This window comes from Bacillus sp. AFS023182 (assembly GCF_002560575.1).
In the GTDB taxonomy this organism is placed as follows: Bacteria; Bacillota; Bacilli; order Bacillales; family Bacillaceae_G; genus Bacillus_A; species Bacillus_A arachidis.
Genome location: NZ_NTRO01000035.1, coordinates 1 through 18,756, shown reverse-complemented (window position 1 = coordinate 18,756; position 18,756 = coordinate 1). Strand labels below are relative to the sequence as shown.

General features: G+C 34.8%; 17 protein-coding genes. 13 read left to right on the top strand and 4 right to left on the bottom strand.

Annotated elements, in window-relative coordinates; all coding sequences use genetic code 11:
* The first annotated feature begins 23 nt into the window (after nucleotides 1-23).
* From CN288_RS17500 to CN288_RS17460, 8 genes are all read left to right on the top strand, one after another.
* On the top strand, nucleotides 24-1,052 hold the full coding sequence (locus CN288_RS17500) for a LacI family DNA-binding transcriptional regulator (RefSeq protein ID WP_098302715.1): 1,029 nt from the start codon (nucleotides 24-26) through the stop codon (nucleotides 1,050-1,052).
* Nucleotides 1,053-1,155: 103 nt separating this feature from the next.
* Nucleotides 1,156-2,406, top strand: coding sequence for an ABC transporter substrate-binding protein (locus CN288_RS17495; RefSeq protein WP_090690009.1), 1,251 nt, complete (start codon nucleotides 1,156-1,158; stop codon nucleotides 2,404-2,406).
* A gap of 26 nt (nucleotides 2,407-2,432) precedes the next feature.
* Nucleotides 2,433-3,392 carry a carbohydrate ABC transporter permease gene (locus tag CN288_RS17490; RefSeq protein ID WP_090689380.1) on the top strand — a complete coding sequence of 320 codons (960 nt, stop codon included), beginning with the start codon at nucleotides 2,433-2,435 and terminating at the stop codon, nucleotides 3,390-3,392.
* 15 nt (nucleotides 3,393-3,407) lie between these two features.
* Nucleotides 3,408-4,235 (top strand): carbohydrate ABC transporter permease, encoded by an 828-nt coding sequence (locus tag CN288_RS17485; protein ID WP_026590850.1) that lies wholly within the window; start codon nucleotides 3,408-3,410, stop codon nucleotides 4,233-4,235.
* 48 nt (nucleotides 4,236-4,283) lie between these two features.
* Entirely contained in the window at nucleotides 4,284-4,886 is a 603-nt protein-coding gene (locus CN288_RS17480; protein WP_090689382.1) for a YesL family protein, read from the top strand.
* A gap of 37 nt (nucleotides 4,887-4,923) precedes the next feature.
* Nucleotides 4,924-6,687, top strand: a complete 1,764-nt coding sequence (locus tag CN288_RS17475) for a glycoside hydrolase family 36 protein (RefSeq protein ID WP_026590852.1) — start codon at nucleotides 4,924-4,926, stop codon at nucleotides 6,685-6,687.
* A 162-nt stretch (nucleotides 6,688-6,849) separates the two neighbouring features.
* Nucleotides 6,850-8,175, top strand: a complete 1,326-nt coding sequence (locus CN288_RS17470) for an alpha-glucosidase/alpha-galactosidase (RefSeq protein WP_026590853.1) — start codon at nucleotides 6,850-6,852, stop codon at nucleotides 8,173-8,175.
* A gap of 636 nt (nucleotides 8,176-8,811) precedes the next feature.
* Entirely contained in the window at nucleotides 8,812-9,585 is a 774-nt protein-coding gene (locus CN288_RS17460) for a glycosyltransferase (protein ID WP_090689393.1), read from the top strand.
* Between the two features lie 58 nt (nucleotides 9,586-9,643).
* On the opposite strand, the gene CN288_RS17455 is transcribed toward CN288_RS17460, so the two are convergent.
* Nucleotides 9,644-10,657, bottom strand: a complete 1,014-nt coding sequence (locus CN288_RS17455; protein ID WP_090689396.1) for a D-alanyl-D-alanine carboxypeptidase family protein — start codon at nucleotides 10,655-10,657, stop codon at nucleotides 9,644-9,646.
* 391 nt (nucleotides 10,658-11,048) lie between these two features.
* On the opposite strand from CN288_RS17455, the gene CN288_RS17450 reads away from it, so the two are divergent.
* The 4 genes from CN288_RS17450 (at nucleotide 11,049) to CN288_RS17435 (ending at nucleotide 15,949) form a co-directional block, all read left to right on the top strand.
* Entirely contained in the window at nucleotides 11,049-12,422 is a 1,374-nt protein-coding gene (locus CN288_RS17450) for a short-chain fatty acid transporter (protein ID WP_098302714.1), read from the top strand.
* A 345-nt stretch (nucleotides 12,423-12,767) separates the two neighbouring features.
* Complete coding sequence (locus tag CN288_RS17445; protein ID WP_026590858.1) at nucleotides 12,768-13,283, top strand: DinB family protein; 516 nt, start codon at nucleotides 12,768-12,770, stop codon at nucleotides 13,281-13,283.
* A gap of 965 nt (nucleotides 13,284-14,248) precedes the next feature.
* Complete coding sequence (locus tag CN288_RS17440; RefSeq protein WP_098302713.1) at nucleotides 14,249-15,727, top strand: Lsa family ABC-F type ribosomal protection protein; 1,479 nt, start codon at nucleotides 14,249-14,251, stop codon at nucleotides 15,725-15,727.
* Nucleotides 15,728-15,802: 75 nt separating this feature from the next.
* Nucleotides 15,803-15,949 (top strand): hypothetical protein, encoded by a 147-nt coding sequence (locus tag CN288_RS17435; RefSeq protein ID WP_303745781.1) that lies wholly within the window; start codon nucleotides 15,803-15,805, stop codon nucleotides 15,947-15,949.
* Nucleotides 15,950-15,989: 40 nt separating this feature from the next.
* On the opposite strand, the gene CN288_RS17430 is transcribed toward CN288_RS17435, so the two are convergent.
* The 3 genes from CN288_RS17430 to CN288_RS17415 form a co-directional block, all read right to left on the bottom strand.
* Nucleotides 15,990-16,289, bottom strand: a complete 300-nt coding sequence (locus CN288_RS17430) for a hypothetical protein (RefSeq protein ID WP_098302712.1) — start codon at nucleotides 16,287-16,289, stop codon at nucleotides 15,990-15,992.
* 762 nt (nucleotides 16,290-17,051) lie between these two features.
* Nucleotides 17,052-17,255: a hypothetical protein gene (locus tag CN288_RS28870; protein ID WP_176527688.1), complete on the bottom strand. Its 204-nt coding sequence runs from the start codon at nucleotides 17,253-17,255 to the stop codon at nucleotides 17,052-17,054.
* Between the two features lie 122 nt (nucleotides 17,256-17,377).
* Entirely contained in the window at nucleotides 17,378-17,827 is a 450-nt protein-coding gene (locus CN288_RS17415) for a GNAT family N-acetyltransferase (protein WP_090689409.1), read from the bottom strand.
* Nucleotides 17,828-18,010: 183 nt separating this feature from the next.
* Between CN288_RS17415 and CN288_RS17410 the strand changes: the two genes are divergently transcribed.
* Complete coding sequence (locus CN288_RS17410; RefSeq protein WP_026590863.1) at nucleotides 18,011-18,298, top strand: hypothetical protein; 288 nt, start codon at nucleotides 18,011-18,013, stop codon at nucleotides 18,296-18,298.
* Nucleotides 18,299-18,756: the final 458 nt, after the last annotated feature.

Below are 18,756 nucleotides of genomic sequence, written 5' to 3'. Positions count from 1 at the left end.
AAATAGAAAAAGAGGTAATCATATTGGTAACATTAAATGAAATTGCCAAAAAGGCACAGATATCAAAAACGACTGTATCAAGAGTGTTAAATGAGGACCAAACTTTATCCGTTACAGAAGAGACTCGGAAAAAAATCCTTCAGGCTGCAGAAGAGTTAGATTACATACCTAAAAAGCAACGAAATATAGAAAAAAAAATTACCAATCCTAAGCAGTACGGAAAAATTGGGCTTTTGATGTATCTTTCTCAGGAATCGGAATTTGATGATCCATATTTTTTGGCCATTCGTAATGGAATTGAAAAGAGGATGATTGAATTGGGAATTGAACTATCGAAAGTGTTGAGACCTCCTTTCAATAAAAAGGATCTAGAAGGATTGGATGGATTAATAGTAGTAGGAGTCATAGGTCAAGAAGAGGTGGAAAATCAAGTAAAGCAAGTACAACATTTAGTGTTTGTCGATGTATCTCCTGACGAACAACTATATGATTCAGTGGTGATAGATTGTGAAAAAGCTACTGAAAAGGTTATTCAATACTTATTGGATTTAGGACACAAAAAAATCGGTTATATTGGTGGTCAATCATATACCATTGGTGGATTATCTGGAAAATTAGAGATTCAAGATGTACGAAAAAGAACATATGAAAAAATGCTAACGGAACAGGGATTATATAACCCGAAATATACTTATATTGGAAAATGGGCAACGAAAGATGGCTTAACGCTAATGGAGGAAGCGATCCATTCAGGGAATCTCCCTACCGCCTTTTTCATTGGAAGTGATCCTATGGCCATTGGTGCTTTGAAAGCTTTAACGGATTCAGGATTAAAGGTTCCTAATGATATCGCAATCTTTGGATTTGATGGGATTGAATTATGCGAATTTGTTACTCCTCCATTATCCACTGTAAAAGTTCACACCGAGGAGATGGGGAAAGTAGCAGTAAATCTTCTAGTTGAACGCATTGATGGGAGAACACTGCCATTAAAAGTGGTGGTTCCGACTAATTTGATTATTAGAAAAAGTTGTGGAGGTGAGGGGATTTAAAAAATTTTTAAGAAGGAATGAAAACGCATTCTTAAAGTTAGGTCTAAAGATTGTTTTACAAAAGACAAAATTGATCTTCAAAAAATGATAGGGGGGATTTATGTTGAAAAAAAGAATATCGTTATTATTAATTTTAGCTATTTCTTTTGCAGTGGTGCTTTCTGCTTGCGCGAACAGTGAGAAATCTTCTAGTCAAGGTAAAAGTGGGGAGAAAGTATTACGCTTTGCTACATGGGATACTGGAGAGAGTCTCAAATATCAACAAGATATTGCGAAAAAGTTTGAAAAGGCGAATCCAGGAGTGAAAGTGCAAGTTGAAGCATATGCTGACGGGTTTGAGGATAAGCTGGCTGCTTCTTTCGGAGCAAAAAATCCCCCTGATGTCATGTATATGTGGAATTATCCAGATTACTATAAATCTCTGGAGCCACTTGATGACTACGTAAATAAAGACAGTAGTTTTAAAACTACTTTTGATGATTTTTATACAAATATTCTAAACTATCACAAATTTAAAGATACTACCTATGGATTTCCAGTTGGTTTTACCACTCGCGTCATTTACTACAATAAAAAACTTTTCCAAGAAGCAGGGGTACCTCTTCCGACTTCTGGTTGGACTTGGGAGCAGTTCAGTGATGCAGCGAAAAAGTTATCCAATCCTGAAAAGAAACAATATGGGTTTGTTCTCTCTTCCAAAAAAAATTCATATGCATTCCAAGAATATGTATGGAGTAATGGGAGTAGTTTCATTAGTCCTGATGGCAAAAAGGTAGATGGATATATGAATAGTTCAAAAACACAAGAAATCCTTAAAGACTTTCAACATATGATTGATGAAAATAGTGCTATTGTGTCTGATAAAGTCACTGATAGTTTCAAATCAGGGAAAATAGCTATGATCGAGAACGGCATTTGGCCTTTAGAAGAATTTAAAAAGGCTGGCATGGATTTTGGAACTGCAGAAATTCCATCCTTTCATGGACAACCTTCAAAGGGTGTTATCCATTCTGCAGGAATTGCAATGGCCAAAGACTCTAAAGAAAAAGACATAGCTTGGAAATTTATCAAATACTTTGTATCAGCAGAAGCAGCAAAAATGAGAAAGTCTGATATGCCAGTACTTAAGAGTGTGGTTTCCGAACAAAGTCATAAAAATGATCAGTTATTAAGTACATTCTATTCTATGCTTGAAAGATCATCAGATACTCCAGGCTTTTTACTTACAAGCAAATGGACAGAAGTTGACAAAAAACTAGATTATGCAATTAGCAGTGTATTATTAGGGCAAAATTCAGCAGATAAAGCCTTGAATGAAGCGGTTAAATTAATAGAGCCTGAATTGAAAAAATAGTTTAAGAGAAAGAAGGGGATCATTTTATGATTATAAAAACTGAAAATAAAATAACTCAAACGGTTCCCGAACGACCTATATCCATTCTATCAAAGATTAGATGGGGAGACCTTACTCCCTATCTATTCATTTCTCCTTGGATCATTGGTTTCTTCTGTTTTACGTTCGGACCCTTGATTTTTTCTCTTATCATAAGCTTTTTTGATTGGCCTACTGTTGGAACCCCAACGTTTATTGGTTTCAAAAATTATGTTGATATGTTTACAAATGATCCAGTGTTTTGGCAATCTTTAGGAGTTACCTTTAAGTTTGCTGCTATTTTAGTACCGTTAAACATCGGTATTGCTCTCTTGCTAGCTATATTATTAAATCAAAAAGTAAAATGGCTTTCAGGCTATAGAACGATATTCTATCTTCCTACGGTTGTTTCGGGAGTAGCCCTTTCAATGATTTGGTCATGGATGTACGACGGTGAATACGGTTTACTAAACTATCTACTATCATTAATAGGCATTAATGGACCAAACTGGCTAAATGATCCAACCTGGTCACTTTTTGCCATCGTGTTTGCAGGTATTTGGGGGCAAGGGACTATGATGCTGATATTCTTAGCCGGTTTAAAAAATATACCGAAAGACCTATATGAAGCTGCAGATATAGATGGTGCAAGTAAATGGCACAAGTTCAGTAAAATAACACTTCCGATGCTTAGTCCAACCATTCTGTTTAATGTCATTACTGCTATCATTTCAGCATTTCAACAGTTAACACTCGCGCTTGTTCTAACAGGTGGAGGACCTTTAAGAAAGACGTATTTCTATGCGATGTATGTTTATGAAAATGCTTTCAAGTATTTTAAAATGGGTTATGCATCCGCAAATGCTTGGTTTATGTTCTTAATTATTTTGGCTCTGACATTACTGGTTTTCAAAACATCTAATACTTGGGTTTACTATGAAAATGAAATGAAAAAGAAACAAAAATAGGAAAGGAGGAATATGATGATTACGAGAAGTATAACAACGAAGGTTATTGTACATACAATACTGATTATTTTTTGTTTATTTTTTATCGCACCATTTCTTTGGATGTTCATTACAGCTGTAAAAACCCCTGCTGAGACATTTGTTTTTCCTCCGAAACTAATTCCGTCTCAGTTTGAATTTAGTAATTTTTATACAGCCTGGACTGTTTTACCTTTTACAACATTTCTGAAAAATTCTTTGATTGTTACAGGATTAGGCATCATCGGACAACTATTATCATCTTCTTTAGTAGCTTATGGATTTGCCAGATTCAATTTTAAAGGAAGGGACATTCTTTTTCTAATTTTACTAGCAGGAATGATGATTCCCTGGGATGTAACTGCAATTCCCTTATATATGGAATTTAATCAGTTGGGCTGGATTAATACTTTAAAACCACTGATTGTTCCTAACTTTTTTGGATCACCCTACTTCATTTTTTTACTTCGCCAATTTTTATTAGGAGTTCCTAAAGAAATGGAAGAAGCAGCGATCATAGACGGAGCGAACCATTTTCAAATTTTTTCTCGGATATTCATTCCGTTAATGGCTCCAGTATTGGTGGTTGTCGGTGTGTTTCAAATGTTAGGCTCATGGAATGATTATTTAGGACCATTAATTTTTCTGAACGATCAAAGTAAATACACTTTAACGTTGGGACTCATGCAATTCAAAGGGATGTTTGGAGTTGATATGACTTCTATCATGGCTTCGACTCTATTAATTTGTATTCCTCCCATTATAGTATTTTTTATAGCACAGCGCTTTATCCTGGATGGCGTTCAAAATACAGGTATCAAATAATGTTTATTTCCTACCTGATCAAGGAAGACAGAAAGGAGGAAGTGGGCCGTGATCGCAAGGATTTATCATTTATTAGAATGGATCATGAAATTGTTATTTCTTAATTTATTGTGGATTGGATTTACATTGATTGGTTTTGGGGTGTTTGGATTATTCCCATCGACTGTTGCTATGTTCCAATTAATAATGGATTTGATCAACAAAAAGGATACAAAAATGGTAGCAACTTTTTGGAATTCCTATCAATCTAATTTTAAAAAATCGAACAAAATGGGTTTTGTCATCGTTTTAATAGGCTCGATACTTATGACGGATCTTTATTTTTTTCAAATGTATGACACCTTGGTAAGTAGGGTTCTTTCCCTTATGAGTTTGTCAATGCTTTTATTTTATGTAGTGAATTTACTCTATATTATTCAGACATTTAATCATTTTGAAGTAAAAACATTTCATTATTTTAAATATGCCACATTAATAGGCATAGCAAATCCGATAAAAACGATCATGATCATCATCACTCTCATTCTGATGGCACTTCTTTTTTTAATATATCCAGGTCTAATTTTCATGTTTGGTGGTAGTGGTATTGCACTAGTCATCGTATTGTTTACAAAAAATATTTTTGCTCGCTTAAAAGGTGTAGCTCTATAATTCAATATTCTAAAAAAGAAAAAGAGGAGGAGAGGCTATGATCACACAAAAGGTAAACATTGAGGCCATTCATGAAGATAGTGTCAAAGTCAAAATTGACCAAAGAGAAGAAAATGGAGTTTTATTTGTTCATATCCATATAGGATCAGAACAACCCATTCAATTCCCCAAAGTTAATTTAGTTTGGCATCACCCAATTGTTGATATTCAATCATATTGGCATCCGGGATCCTCCCGTAGTAAAAGTTTCGGTGTGGATTGGGATGGAGGTTTTTCTTCTAAAGCAACAGTATTAGCCCCGGTTGGCTGTTTCTATAATCAAGAAGGACAAAACAGGCTGGCTGTAGCATATTCCAATGCGATGGATACTGTTAATTTTAATTTGGGCGTCCACGAAGAAACTGGAACGATGAAAGCGCAAATCACATTATTTACAGAGCCATCCAAAGTTCGATCATCCTATGATGGAGTGATTCGAGTCGATATGAGGGATATTCCTTATTATCAAGCAATCCAAGATATTTCCGTGTGGTATGAGGAAATGGATGGATATGGGCCATCCTTTGTTCCAGAAACTGCGAAGCTTCCTATGTATTCGACATGGTATAGCTTTCATCAGGACATATCTGATGATGAAATCGAGAAACAATGTGAGATTGCGAAACAGTTAGGTTGTGGGGCTGTTATCGTTGACGATGGCTGGCAGACAGAAGATGATCATCGTGGTTATGCTTATTGTGGAGATTGGGAAGTGTCTCCTAAAAGAATCGTGGGCATGAGGGAACATGTTGAGAGAGTACATGATTTGGGGATGAAATATTTATTGTGGTATAGTGTACCATTTGTGGGAATCTATTCAAAGACGTGGGAGCGCTTCCGAAGTAAAATTTTATATTTCAATGATAGTCTCCAGGCAGGAGTTTTGGATCCACGTTACCCAGAAGTCAGGGAATATTTGATATCTACTTACGAAAAAGCTCTGAAAGAGTGGGATCTAGACGGATTTAAATTTGATTTTATTGATTTATTTGATTTAAATCGAGCGAAGGGCCAAGCAATTCAATTTGATCCAGAACGGGATTATGAATCCGTACAGGAAGCGGTGGATCGTCTATTTACTGATATTATGGAAAGTTTAAAATTAATTAAGCCATCCATTATGGTTGAATTCAGACAAAGATATATCGGACCTTATATGAGGAAATATGGAAATATTTTCAGGGTAGGAGATTGCCCGAATGATGCAATTACAAACCGTGTTGGTATTATGGATCTACGCTTGCTATCAGGAAACACTGCTGTTCATTCCGATATGATTATGTGGAGTCCAGAAGATACGACTGAAAATGCGGCACTGCAATTAATCAATGTCATTTTTGGTGTACCGCAATTTTCCATGCGTTTTGAAAAATTAAATAAAGATCATTTTGAAATGGCAAAGTTTTGGCTAGGGTTTTCGAAAAAATACCAAGACGTATTATTGAATGGTGATTTAAAGCCTACTGCACCAGAATTACTTTACCCGATAGTAGAAACTATGAATGACTCAACCAGACTAATCGCCATTTACGCAGATGTTTGTATTAAGACTGGTACCAATATTCCCGAGGAATTTATTATTGTAAATGGCACTTTAAACGAGGAGTTCATCCTAGATTTAGAAAAAGATCTTGTCAATATAACAATTGAGACATACAGCTGTACTGGCAATTTAATCCGAAAACATAAAACCGATCTATTCAAAGGGTTACATAGGATAGAGACAGAGAAATCTGGAGTTCTAATTTTTAGAAAAGCCTAAATCGGATTATGGCTTCATGTTAATGAATGCTGGTATTCAACTAGAACAAACTGTTTTTAGGAACACTGCAATGGAACGATTTTTTTCACGGATTTTTATTCTAAAAAGCCGATCCTAGTTGCAATAAATAATAAATAAAAATGGTTCATGAGGAGGATGAAAATGTCAAAAATTACATTTCTAGGTGCTGGAAGTACGATCTTTGCCAAAAATGTACTTGGTGACTGCATGTTAATACCTAGTATCCAAGGATTCGAGTTTGCCCTGTTTGATATTGACCATCAACGCTTAAAGGATTCTGAGAACATTCTGCAAAATCTAAAGGAAAGCTCCGGTAGCAACGTGTACATCAAGACTTATACGGACCGGAAAGAGGCGTTAAGAGGAGCAAAATACGTCATTAATGCTATACAGGTCGGCGGATATGAGCCTTGTACGGTGACCGACTTCGAAATTCCAAAAAAGTATGGGCTTCGCCAGACAATTGGAGATACAATCGGTATTGGCGGCATTTTTCGCGCATTACGAACCATTCCGGTGATGCTTGATTTTGCCAAAGATATCCGTGAAGTTTGTCCGGATGCTTGGTTTTTAAACTATACAAACCCGATGGCGACGTTAACGGCGGCAATGATTCGTTACGGTGGCGTAAAAACGGTCGGATTGTGCCACAGCGTTCAGGTCTGTGTTCCGTACTTATTTCGTTCGCTCGGAATGGATACAGAAAATGTCCAGTGGAAAATTGCCGGAATCAATCATATGGCCTGGCTTTTAGAAGTGACAAGAGATGGGAAAGACCTGTACCCGGAAATCAAGAAACGTGCGGCTGAAAAGCAAAAAGAAAAACATGATGATATGGTTCGTTTGGAACTGATGAACCGTTTCGGCTATTACGTAACGGAATCGTCCGAGCATAACGCCGAATATCATCCATACTTCATTAAAAGGAACTATCCGAAACTCATCGATAAGTTGAACATTCCGCTTGATGAATATCCGCGCCGCTGTGTCAATCAAATTGAGGACTGGGTGAAAATGCGTGAAGACCTTGTTAACAATAAAAACCTGACACATAAACGTACACTTGAATATGCTTCTTATATCATTGATGCAATGGAAACTGATAAACCATTTAAACTCCACGGAAATGTCTTGAATACAGGCGGCTTAATCAGTAACCTTCCGGAAAAAGCTGTGGTTGAAGTTCCGTGCCTGGTCGATCGGAGCGGAATTACACCTTGTTATGTAGGAGAACTTCCTGAACAGCTGGCGGCGCTGAACCGTACCAACATCAATACCCAGCTTCTTACTATTGAAGCAGCTATAACAGGTAAGAGAGAACACATTTATCAGGCCGCAATGCTTGATCCACATACTGCGGCAGAACTGTCTATCGATGATATCGTCTCATTATGCGATGATCTCATTGAAGCACATGGTGACTGGCTGCCTCAATTTAAAGGGACAGAAATTTTGAAGACATTCTAAATAACGTGAATGAATGCGACAGAATAGACTGGGTTCCAGACTGGTTTATTCTGTTTTGGTGAAAAAATGTTCACTAGAACCCAAGAGTGAATATGCTTGAAAAAAGAGAGCAAACCACTAATTAATCTTTATGTAATAGGGGCTTGCTCCTTTTTTGTGTCTGTCTTGGGTGTAATCTCTAGGGTGATAGCACCGAGCTGTGAAGGCAGAAGGAACAGGAAAAGACTTAGATTAGTAGAAGTAGTTATTCATTTTGCTGCGGATTCATTTGTCGGCGAAAGTGTAAAGGCCCCCGTTAACGTATTTTTTGAAAAAATAGTAAATAAGAGATATTATATAAGCTAAGGCAACATGATAATAGGCTATTTATCTTAAGGGGTAATATAGAAATTGAATTCTTTAGAATAGGAATGCCAGTTTTGTATTGAATTATTCTAGGTAATGATCATTGTTAGAAAGAAAGGAGCACCGAGTCGTTAGGCATAAATCCTAAATTCCGGTGTTTTTTTGTATGAAAAAGTAGGCAGATTTTAATTATAATTCAATGTGAATACAGAAATTTGTTCTATAGTAAATGTATCTGTATATATAGTAAGGAATTGCCAAAATATAAGAATTGTATTGGAGAGATGCAACATGGATAGAGGTAGTTGTTTTGTAGGAGGAGATAGTGAACAAGACATTAAATTTTCTATTATAATTCCTGCACACAATGAAGAAAGGTATATTGGTAGATGCCTGGATTCTATTGTGGCTGCATCAAAAAATTATAAAAATAAGGTTGAAGTTATTGTTGTACTAAATCGCTGTAGTGATCGAACAGAAGAAATTGCCCAGTCATATCATTGCGTAACTGTACAAGATGAAAACAAAAACCTTTCTAAAATAAGAAATGCTGGTGCAAAAGTAGCTAGGGGAGAAATCATTGTTACAATTGATGCAGATAGCTGGATGAGCGAGAATATGTTGAGTGAAATAGAAAAGCAATTAATGACTGGAAAATATATAGGTGGGGGTGTTAAAGCAAAGTTTGAACGTATTTCACTAGGAATCATAGTATCGGGAGTATTATTAATTCTTCCTCTCATTTTTAAATATGGACTCATATCAGTTGGGATGTTCTGGTGTTATAGGAAAGATTTTAATGCAATTGGTGGTTTTAACGAAGGTTTGTTAATGGCTGAAGATGCAGAATTTGCGATGCGTTTAAAAAAACATGGTAAGACGAGTGGAAAAAAATTCAATACGATAAAGAAAGCATATATGACAACTTCATGTAGAAAATTTGATGAACATGGTGATTGGGCATTAATAAAGAGACCTCAAATTATTTTTGCATATTTAAAGGGGACAAATAGAAGGTATGCAAATGAGTTATATTATGAAAAAGATAAAGAAAAAGAAAACTAAGATAAACCGACTTGTCTTGAAAACGCAAGTCGGTTTTTATGTAAAAGAGGGTTTGAAATTAAAAATCCTCTGAATCTTTTTTTCGTATATGTAGGAATAGCGAAATGATGATAATAACAAAAATTATTATTGTTTGTACAAATAGATTTTTAAACTGAAATAACGAGATCCATGAAAGCGCATAATCTTTAACAGATTGAAGAGATGGAATGCGAGTAGGCTCGGAACCATAAGTAAATAGTTTTTTTGTTTCGATAAACACGCTATTTTCTCCGTTGACCCCCATTACAATGGAAATATATCTTTTGTTTCCTTGTTGCACTGTACCAGCAAAACTATATCCAGCAGAATTTGCAAAGCTAGTTTGTAAACCATCGACGCCTTTAAATTTCACATTGCTATCAAGTGAATACAACATTTTATTTGTATTGAAAACATGTATATCTTTGAAGGTGAATTGATAAGAGGTTAATTTGGAAATTTCCAATATTATAGGATAATCTGTTAGTAAATGCTGGGCTAATTTGGAGGCATCTAAAGCTGTTATTTTAGATTCTTCTTGTTGATTCACTATAATACCGCTTGCATTTGCAAAATATGTTTTATTAGAAAGTCCAAGTTGTGTCGCTTTTTCATTCATTAAATTCGTAAAGTCTTGCTCACTTTTTGAAATATGTTCTGCTAAAGATACAGCCGCACTATTATTAGATGTAAGAACCATTGCATGAAACAGATCACGAACCGTTACTTGATCGGCAGTATTTATATCAATATCCTTTCTCTCTGTTTGAATGGAAGAATCATTTATTTTTACACGATCATCCCAATTGATATTTCCTTTATGTATTTGTTCTAACACAATATACTCTGTCATCATTTTTGATAAACTTACTGAGGGAAGAGGGATATCTTCATTTTTTTTATATACAATTTCTTCTGATGTTGTATCTATTAAAATAGCTGATTTAGCTTTAATTGAAGGTCCATTTACATAGAAATAAAAATAAAAAACAACAATTGCAGTAATAAGAAAAGATAAGATAAGAAGCATCAGTTTCTTAAAATATTGCATAGGCTATCCTCCTTGTATCTCGATATTACTAGTGTAAAAATTAATATTTAACTAGGAGGAAAGAAAAGTTAAAGAATTTCTAAAGAATTATAAGGAAAATATTAAGATTGGATAATTATAGTGATGATGATGGGCTAAAAATATAATTTGACTTACATTTAAACATAAAGAAGATTTAATATTGGAGGACAGGAATGTATTAAGAATGTATAAGGAATAAATTATTCTAGTATAAATATAGAAGTAAATTATGCGGTAGAAATACTAGCTAGAGATGAAAAATTTCCTTAAGTTAAATGGGAGAAGAATCTGCATGTGTAAAAGGAATTTATTTTCTTTTGTGGAATGTTATTCATATTTATCTTATTAAAATTTGGAAAGGAGAATATTTATGAAGCATTCCCTATTAGAGAAAAACACAGATGCAGATCTAGGAAAGAAAGAATCATTGCTTACAAAGTGCGCAAATATGTTTTCGAGATGGTCTCAGAAGTATGTACCGGACGCCTTTGTTATTGCTGTGCTGCTCACTTTGTTTACTTTTATTGTGGCATTTTTGATGAATCCCTCTAAGCCGTATGCAATCGTAAAATCTTGGGGAGATGGGTTTTGGACTTATTTGACTTTTACAATGCAAATGGTATTACTAATGGTTACAGGGATGACGTTAGCGTCCGTCCCGTTTGTTAATAGAGGTTTGCAGTCAGTTGCAAAGTTAGCAGACACACCTCAAAAGGCTTATACGATGACATTTTTAATTAGTGCAATTGCGTACTACATCAATTGGGGATTAGCGGTAGTTGTGGGAGCAATCATTGCGAAGGAAGTGGCGAAAAAGAATCCGAATGCACATTTTCCATTGCTTGTAGCAGCTGCTTATGCTCCGACAGCCTTATACAGTGCAGGCCTTTCCAGCTCTATTGGCTTGACAATTGCCACAAAGGATCATTTTCTTGCAGATATGATTGGAATTATTCCTACCTCACAAACAATCTTTAGTTACTCTACTCTAATTATTTTTTTCGCTCTATTCATCACAATGCCGATTATTATTGTACTTATGGCTCCAAAGAGCGGGATTATCAGGTATCAAGCAAACGAAACAGATACAAATTCTTTTGTAAAACCCCCTCAAAAAGATTTAACTGCTGCGGAAAAATTAGAATGGACACCAATTCTCGGAATCGTATTAGGTGCAATCGGCACGTTGTATTGTATGTATGAATTTATAAACGGTCGCAGCTTAGATTTAAATATCATTAATTTATTTTTCTTGTCACTCGGTTTATTACTACATGGTTCCCTTGGCAACTTTGCACAAGGATTTAAAGAATCCGCGCAATCCATTTCGCCAATTATCCTACAGTTTCCGTTTTATGCAGGGATTATCGCTGTTTTAGGAAGTTCAGGATTGGGAAGTTCAATCATCGAATGGATGGCGTCCATTGCTTCAAAGGATACATTTGATATATTTACATATTGGTCGGCGGGATTGGTGAATTTATTGGCGCCGTCTGGCGGGGGACAATGGGCTTTGCAAGGACCGCTGCAGGTACCAGCAGGCTTGAAGTTAGGTGTAGATCCAGCTACTATCGCAATGGCGGTAGGTTGGGGGGACGCATGGACAAATCTAATTCAGCCGTTCTGGGCACTACCTCTATTAGGAGTGCTAGGATTGAAAATTAAAGATATCATGGGCTATTGTTTCATTCTCTGTATTTGGGTCGGGATAGTTACAAGTGTATTGATGTTATTTGTATATTAGCTTTCATAGGAATATCCAAGCTAAAGAACTACTTCACTTTAAGGGAAAAAGTATTCCTCGATAGATTAGTAGTCGTTGGCATCGTTCTGTTGATAATAATAAGGCAATTTTGATGACTACCTTTGAGAGTTTCGAATGTCATAGATTGATAATTTAAAACAAAGTTTGATAAAACCCTGTATAATAGGGTTTTTCTTTTGCCCTTTTAAATTCATTTAGAATGCTCAATTAAAGGGCTAGTTTGTAGAGGGTTTTAACAGGTTTTTTAGAGTTATTATTTAAATAAGGATTTTGAAGTCTTTTGGTGAATATTAAATGTTAATTTAAAAGACGGAGGTTGTTGTGATGCTGAAACTGTTTCAATATAACTGGCAAGTTCGTGATGATTGGTTTACATTGTGCGAAGACATACCGGATGAAGAACTATTAAAGAAACGGGTCGGTGGGTTCGGCAGTATCCTACATACTCTATTTCACATTGTAGATGTGGAATATATGTGGATCTTAGGTTTGCGAGGTGAACCAGTGCCTGAGGAGCCATTGTTTGAAGATTATGCTAGCTTACAAAAAGTGAAAAATCTTTCAGCTCAATACCACGAGAAAGTCAAGCTGTTTGTGACATCTTGGACAAATGAAATGGATTCTCGGAAACTTTCAGAAACTGATTTCAATAAAGAACCGATTAGCTCGAGAGACGCACCAATCAGGCGCCGAGTCATTGAATGTACACATGGAGAGATCATACGTCACATCATTGTCCACGAAATCCACCATATCGGCCAGTTATCTATATGGGCACGTGAAATAGGAATGGAGCCAGTTTCCGCAAATTTGAGGGGAAGAGGGCTATTCGATAATTAGACTGCCTTTGCCAATTTCACAATCGGGCGCTTTAATGGCACAAGCATCAAGAAATAATCAAACTTATTTATAAACGAATGGTTTAATTGAATATATTTAAAGCGTATTAGACGAGATGGTAGTGGAGGAGCTAGAGAATTAGAACGGTCCTTGTAGGCGACTTTTTTGTTTAATAGCAAAAGCTCTGGAATGTATTAGGGGATGTTTGCTGAAATGCCCATAATAATATGATTATACAGAGAAGAAACGATGCAAATGATCCCATAAAAGAAGAAAGTTATGAAAAAAGGAAAGAAGTCCCGTGACGAAGCGGGACTTCAAGTAGCTGCCAAAAAAATTTAGACTCGACAATTCAATGGTAATATAAATATTCAGGAAATTCACCTGGTAAATGCGACCAAATAATACAGTCAGTTTAATAGAATTTGCGAAAGACGCTAAAAAATCGGCAGAAGAGATCCGGTGATTTAAATGAGATTGGATAATGTGAAGATGATTCTGAAATTGCGTTCCATAAAAAAGAATGTTATTCTAAAAATAGAATAATGAGAGGACTGATGGATGAATAATGATTAACTAATCGATATTTTAATTTGAAATTAATAACTTCAAACTACAAAATATAGGGTTAGTCTATCCATTTTTCACAAATCAGTTCATACTTTATTTGTCATGATTCCAATGATTAATAAGGACTTATTAAGTATAAGTGAAAGGCTAATCCTTCCAATCACAAATTTGGGGGATTTTTTTATTCTCTTATAGGTAAGTTGATAATCATTAGTCTGTAACCTTAACCTAACAAATAAAGGAGAGAGAAAAGTGAGTAATTCAGAGACTATTGTTACACATGTAATGCTCTATATAAGTCGTTAATATCCATCAAACTTATATGGAGGAATTAAAAAATTGATGGATGTTCCGACTTTATATGAAACGTTTCGATATATAAAGGAGGAATTATTATGTCAATGATAAAAGTCCAAGACTTAACTTTTTCATACCCAGGTAGCTTTGATAACATTTTTGAAGGTGTAAATTTTCAAATAGATACGGATTGGAAACTGGGATTTATTGGTAGGAATGGACGAGGCAAAACGACGTTCTTTAATTTATTATTAGGGAATTATGAGTATAGTGGAAAAATCACTGCTTCGGTAGAATTTAATTATTTCCCTTACCAAGTTTCGGATAAGAACAAGTTTACTCATGAAATCCTTGAAGAAATTTGTCCCCAAGCAGAAGATTGGGAATTTCTTCGTGAAATATCCTATTTAAATGTTGATGCCGAGGTCATGTACCGACCATTTAAAACATTATCAAATGGAGAACAAACAAAGGTGTTGCTTGCTGCACTGTTTTTGAATGAGGGTCAATTTCTATTAATTGATGAGCCAACAAATCATCTAGATACTGATGCACGAAAGATAGTCTCTGATTATCTAAGGAAGAAAAAAGGATTTATTTTGATTTCACATGACAGAATCTTTTTAGATGGATGTGTTGACCATATTTTATCTATAAATAGAGCAAATATTGAAGTTCAAAGTGGTAACTATTCTTCTTGGAAGTTAAATTTTGATAGACAGCAAGAGCACGAAGAGGCTACAAATGAGCGTCTACAAAAAGACATAGGGAGATTAAAACAGTCTTCAAAGCGTTCAGCAGGTTGGTCTCATCAAGTGGAAGCTTCCAAAAATGGAACAAGGAATTCAGGATCTAAGTTAGATAAAGGTTTTGTAGGACATAAAGCTGCGAAGATGATGAAGAGAGCGAAGAACCTTGAATCAAGGCAACAAAAAGCTATTGAAGAAAAGTCAAAATTACTAAAAAATGTGGAGAAAACTGAGTCGTTAAAATTAGAACAATTGAAATTTCAGTCAAATGAATTGGTTGTTTTGGCGGATGTGTCTGTTAAATATGATGACCAAATAGTGAATGAGCCAATTAGCTTCATAGTTAAACAAGGTGACCGAATTGTACTTGATGGAAAGAATGGAAGCGGGAAAAGTAGTATCCTAAAACTAATTCTAGGACAGCCAACGCAGCATACAGGCTCAGTTAATTTAGGGTCAGGGCTCATCATTTCCTATGTCCAACAAGATACTTCTCATTTGAAGGGATCGTTATCGGACTTTATTGAAGAGCACGAGATTGATGAGTCGTTATTTAAATCCATCCTACGTAAGATGGATTTTGACCGAATTCAATTTGAGAAAGATATATCTCATTATTCTGGTGGACAAAAGAAAAAGCTGCTTATCGCTAAAAGTTTATGTGAAAAAGCTCATTTATATATATGGGATGAACCATTAAATTTTATTGATATTTATTCGCGTATGCAGATTGAAGAGCTTATTCAACAATTTAATCCCACAATGGTTATTGTTGAGCATGATAAGGCATTCCAACAAACAGTTGCAACAAAAACTATATCTATGTAGTTCAAGGTGAATTTTTGATCAAACTTTATTTAAAATAACAGCTGACCATATATCAAATTCTTAGAGGCAGCGAGATTGCTTTTAATTGAACTTTATTTCAAACCAACACTCGGATTTACTATCGACGCTAAGGTTGACGTAAACAGCTCACCGCAGTATAAAGTGCACAACTCGAAAGGGAATACGTATTACATTACGGCTAGTGATGCGTATGTGAAGTAATATGAAAAAAAGACCGCCTATTACGGGCGGTCAATTTTTACTAAGTATTTTTTAATGTTTGTTTTATCGTTTTAACTGTTTGTTCAAGCCATTCTAATGGTGTTATTTCTAACCCGCCAAAATATATTCCATCTGCAGAATACCGTATGTATTCATTTTTTTCTGTATTACTATAATCGCTTTGAATAAATTCAGTTAGAAAAATAATAGCGTCTTGTAAATATTCCGTACTTTCTTCTTCAAGTAACTCTTGGAGTGCTTCTTCGTAAAATGTATCTTGATAAAATGTTGCTGCTAAGAACTGATAAACCGGATCTTCTGGATTTTTTTTAAATAGCATATATTTCTTTCCTCCTATTAGTCAACTGAATAACCTGTTAAAATGAAATTTCCATGCCGTCTTTTTTTAAGATAATTTTGGCATTTTTCATATCATGAGCTGTTGTAAACTCTCTCTGTATTCCACACCCAATAATATCATTATTAAAATAAATAGATTAAAAATGTTTGAGTTTGATATAAAATTGCAGTGTTCCGCTCCATTTCTGCCCCAAAGTAAAAGTGGGCGGAGGGTAGTTATATCAGTGATTTACGGTAGATACTAATAGAAGAATAATATTAAAAAAGTGGTAGATACAGTTAGTAACGTTGGCTTTGAGGTGAAAATAGTTATGTAGCATACAGGGAAAAAGAGAATACACAATATATCTATATACAAGTACTCTCTTTTTGGTTTTTTATGATTTTGTAAAGTCCCAATTAGTAGAAACAAATCTAATATGGTAATTGTTTTGGTATATACCCGTTATTATGATTCTTTTTGCTTTGTACTTAATATATGGAACAAGTTCATAATGAGTTTTAGTTTTAAAATATTTAAAGGTCTATTTGAAGGTTTCTTCTCTATTTATAGTATCTAATAAATAGAGTTTGAAATACTAAGCATAGTTAAGGTTTATTTTCTTTTCAAGTGAATGCTCTATGGTTATTATTTCTTTTCTTCGTCAAGCCCTGTACTTTCTACTTTGTAATTGTCCTTATAATTTACAACAGCCAAAATTCTGCGAGTTGGTTCATTAGTAACATGTCCCGATACAAATATTCAACCTAGATCAGAAGGAGTAAATTTAAACTTTGTTACTGTGATATCAAGATTTTCTTGTTCTTTAAAACATTGGATGGCTACTTTTTCAGCTTTATCTTTAATAACTTGCTCCTTTTGTTCATTTTTATGCTCTCTGTATTTATACCCACCAAAAAAAATTAAAATGATTACTATTATTAAAAATAGATACCTTTTTCTCAAAATTATCCCCTCCTTTTATAAAATATATAATTAAGAATATACTATTTATTCGGAGCACAAAAGAATAGGAAACGATAAAGTTTTAGATCAAACCTACTATGAGATGTCCGAATTTGCATATTTTACAAATTTAGATAATGCGTAGCGTGGGGGTAGGTATCACTTTTTAGGAAACCCGTGGAGATGTAGAACTTGTCAGCCTGCTCTGTGTCTGTATAAAGTACCAAGATTTTATAATGCCTTCTTGCAACACAAATGATGGTATTTAACAGGAGTTTTCCCAGTCCATTTCTTCGATTATCCTTAGCAATATAGAATCTCCTCAATCGTCCAACCTCTTGTCCTTTTAAGGATGAGTCTATATTAAGTCCTCCAATACCAACTAACACATTTTTCTTGTTAAATACACCGTATAAGGATTCTCCGGGCTTATCAAAAGTGTTGATACCAATCTTATAATCATTAACTAGCCTTTCAAGAAAACGAAAGCCATCTTGCTTACTTTCTTGTACTAAATGAGTGAGATCATTATAAAAGATATCTTGTATCTCTCTAACTTCAAAATCTTTCATATTTTTCCTCCTCGATAATTAAGTCTATACACTTTATTCTTGTTAGAAAAGAGTAATCCCTTTCTGTATACTCTATACACTTATAGTTGAAATTACGTCTCATTACCGGAATTTGTTTAAAAAATATACACGCACCGATATGGTATAATGTGGATATTTAATCTTTTTGAAGGAGGGATCATAATGATAAAGAGAGGACTCATTTCAGGAATACTTCTATTACTTTTCGTATCTGTAGAAGCTTATTTTAGTGGGGAGTGGCGTCACATTTATTATGTATGCGGAACTTTAGGGTTAATTAGCATTGGGTTAGCTTTAGCTTACTTCATTGATAGTTTAATTTTAGGTAATAAAGGAACTCTATCTTCAAAAAAGGAAACGCGTAAAATTGGCCGTATCGACCAATCAAAAGGTTTTTTAATAATGGCTATACCAAATCTTATAGCAGCATTAGTTTACATCGTTATTTAATGTATATCGTATACATGTGAGGTTAACATAACGTCTTATAATTTATCGGTAGCAAGGACAGGCTGGAATCATTGTGTTTACTTGGTTTTTTGTTTCTACACTTGTCCGACCTATATACATGATTTTATACATTGTGGAGATGATGAGATTTTTAGGCTTATGAATATCCTGTATTAGTACAAAAATTCGTATAAATGAAAAAAGATTTTGATTTTGTTATCGAAAAGTAATAAGTATCCACTTTGAAAATTGATAGGTGTCCCTAAGCTCGGGGCTGTAATTCGAACTAAATAGATTACCCAAGTGAAGATTATGCAAGTTAAAAATGAAAACAAGTGATACGTGAATTATTAGGAAATAGGGTATATCATTGCTATAGCGAATATATTTTTGGAGCGAAACGCTATGAAGCCGTTTTATAGTCCTAGTGACGTGGTGGAGCAATTAGGTATCCAATC

What these genes read in the sequence shown, in the direction of transcription:
- CN288_RS17490 (WP_090689380.1), top strand. Translation starts at nt 2,433, where the DNA reads ATGATTATAAAAACTGAAAATAAAATAACTCAAACGGTTCCCGAACGA.
- CN288_RS17485 (WP_026590850.1), top strand. Translation starts at nt 3,408, where the DNA reads ATGATTACGAGAAGTATAACAACGAAGGTTATTGTACATACAATACTG.
- CN288_RS17475 (WP_026590852.1), top strand. Translation starts at nt 4,924, where the DNA reads ATGATCACACAAAAGGTAAACATTGAGGCCATTCATGAAGATAGTGTC.
- CN288_RS17470 (WP_026590853.1), top strand. Translation starts at nt 6,850, where the DNA reads ATGTCAAAAATTACATTTCTAGGTGCTGGAAGTACGATCTTTGCCAAA.
- CN288_RS17460 (WP_090689393.1), top strand. Translation starts at nt 8,812, where the DNA reads ATGGATAGAGGTAGTTGTTTTGTAGGAGGAGATAGTGAACAAGACATT.
- CN288_RS17455 (WP_090689396.1), bottom strand. Translation starts at nt 10,657, where the DNA reads ATGCAATATTTTAAGAAACTGATGCTTCTTATCTTATCTTTTCTTATT.
- CN288_RS17450 (WP_098302714.1), top strand. Translation starts at nt 11,049, where the DNA reads ATGAAGCATTCCCTATTAGAGAAAAACACAGATGCAGATCTAGGAAAG.
- CN288_RS17445 (WP_026590858.1), top strand. Translation starts at nt 12,768, where the DNA reads ATGCTGAAACTGTTTCAATATAACTGGCAAGTTCGTGATGATTGGTTT.
- CN288_RS17440 (WP_098302713.1), top strand. Translation starts at nt 14,249, where the DNA reads ATGTCAATGATAAAAGTCCAAGACTTAACTTTTTCATACCCAGGTAGC.
- CN288_RS17430 (WP_098302712.1), bottom strand. Translation starts at nt 16,289, where the DNA reads ATGCTATTTAAAAAAAATCCAGAAGATCCGGTTTATCAGTTCTTAGCA.
- CN288_RS17415 (WP_090689409.1), bottom strand. Translation starts at nt 17,827, where the DNA reads ATGAAAGATTTTGAAGTTAGAGAGATACAAGATATCTTTTATAATGAT.
- CN288_RS17410 (WP_026590863.1), top strand. Translation starts at nt 18,011, where the DNA reads ATGATAAAGAGAGGACTCATTTCAGGAATACTTCTATTACTTTTCGTA.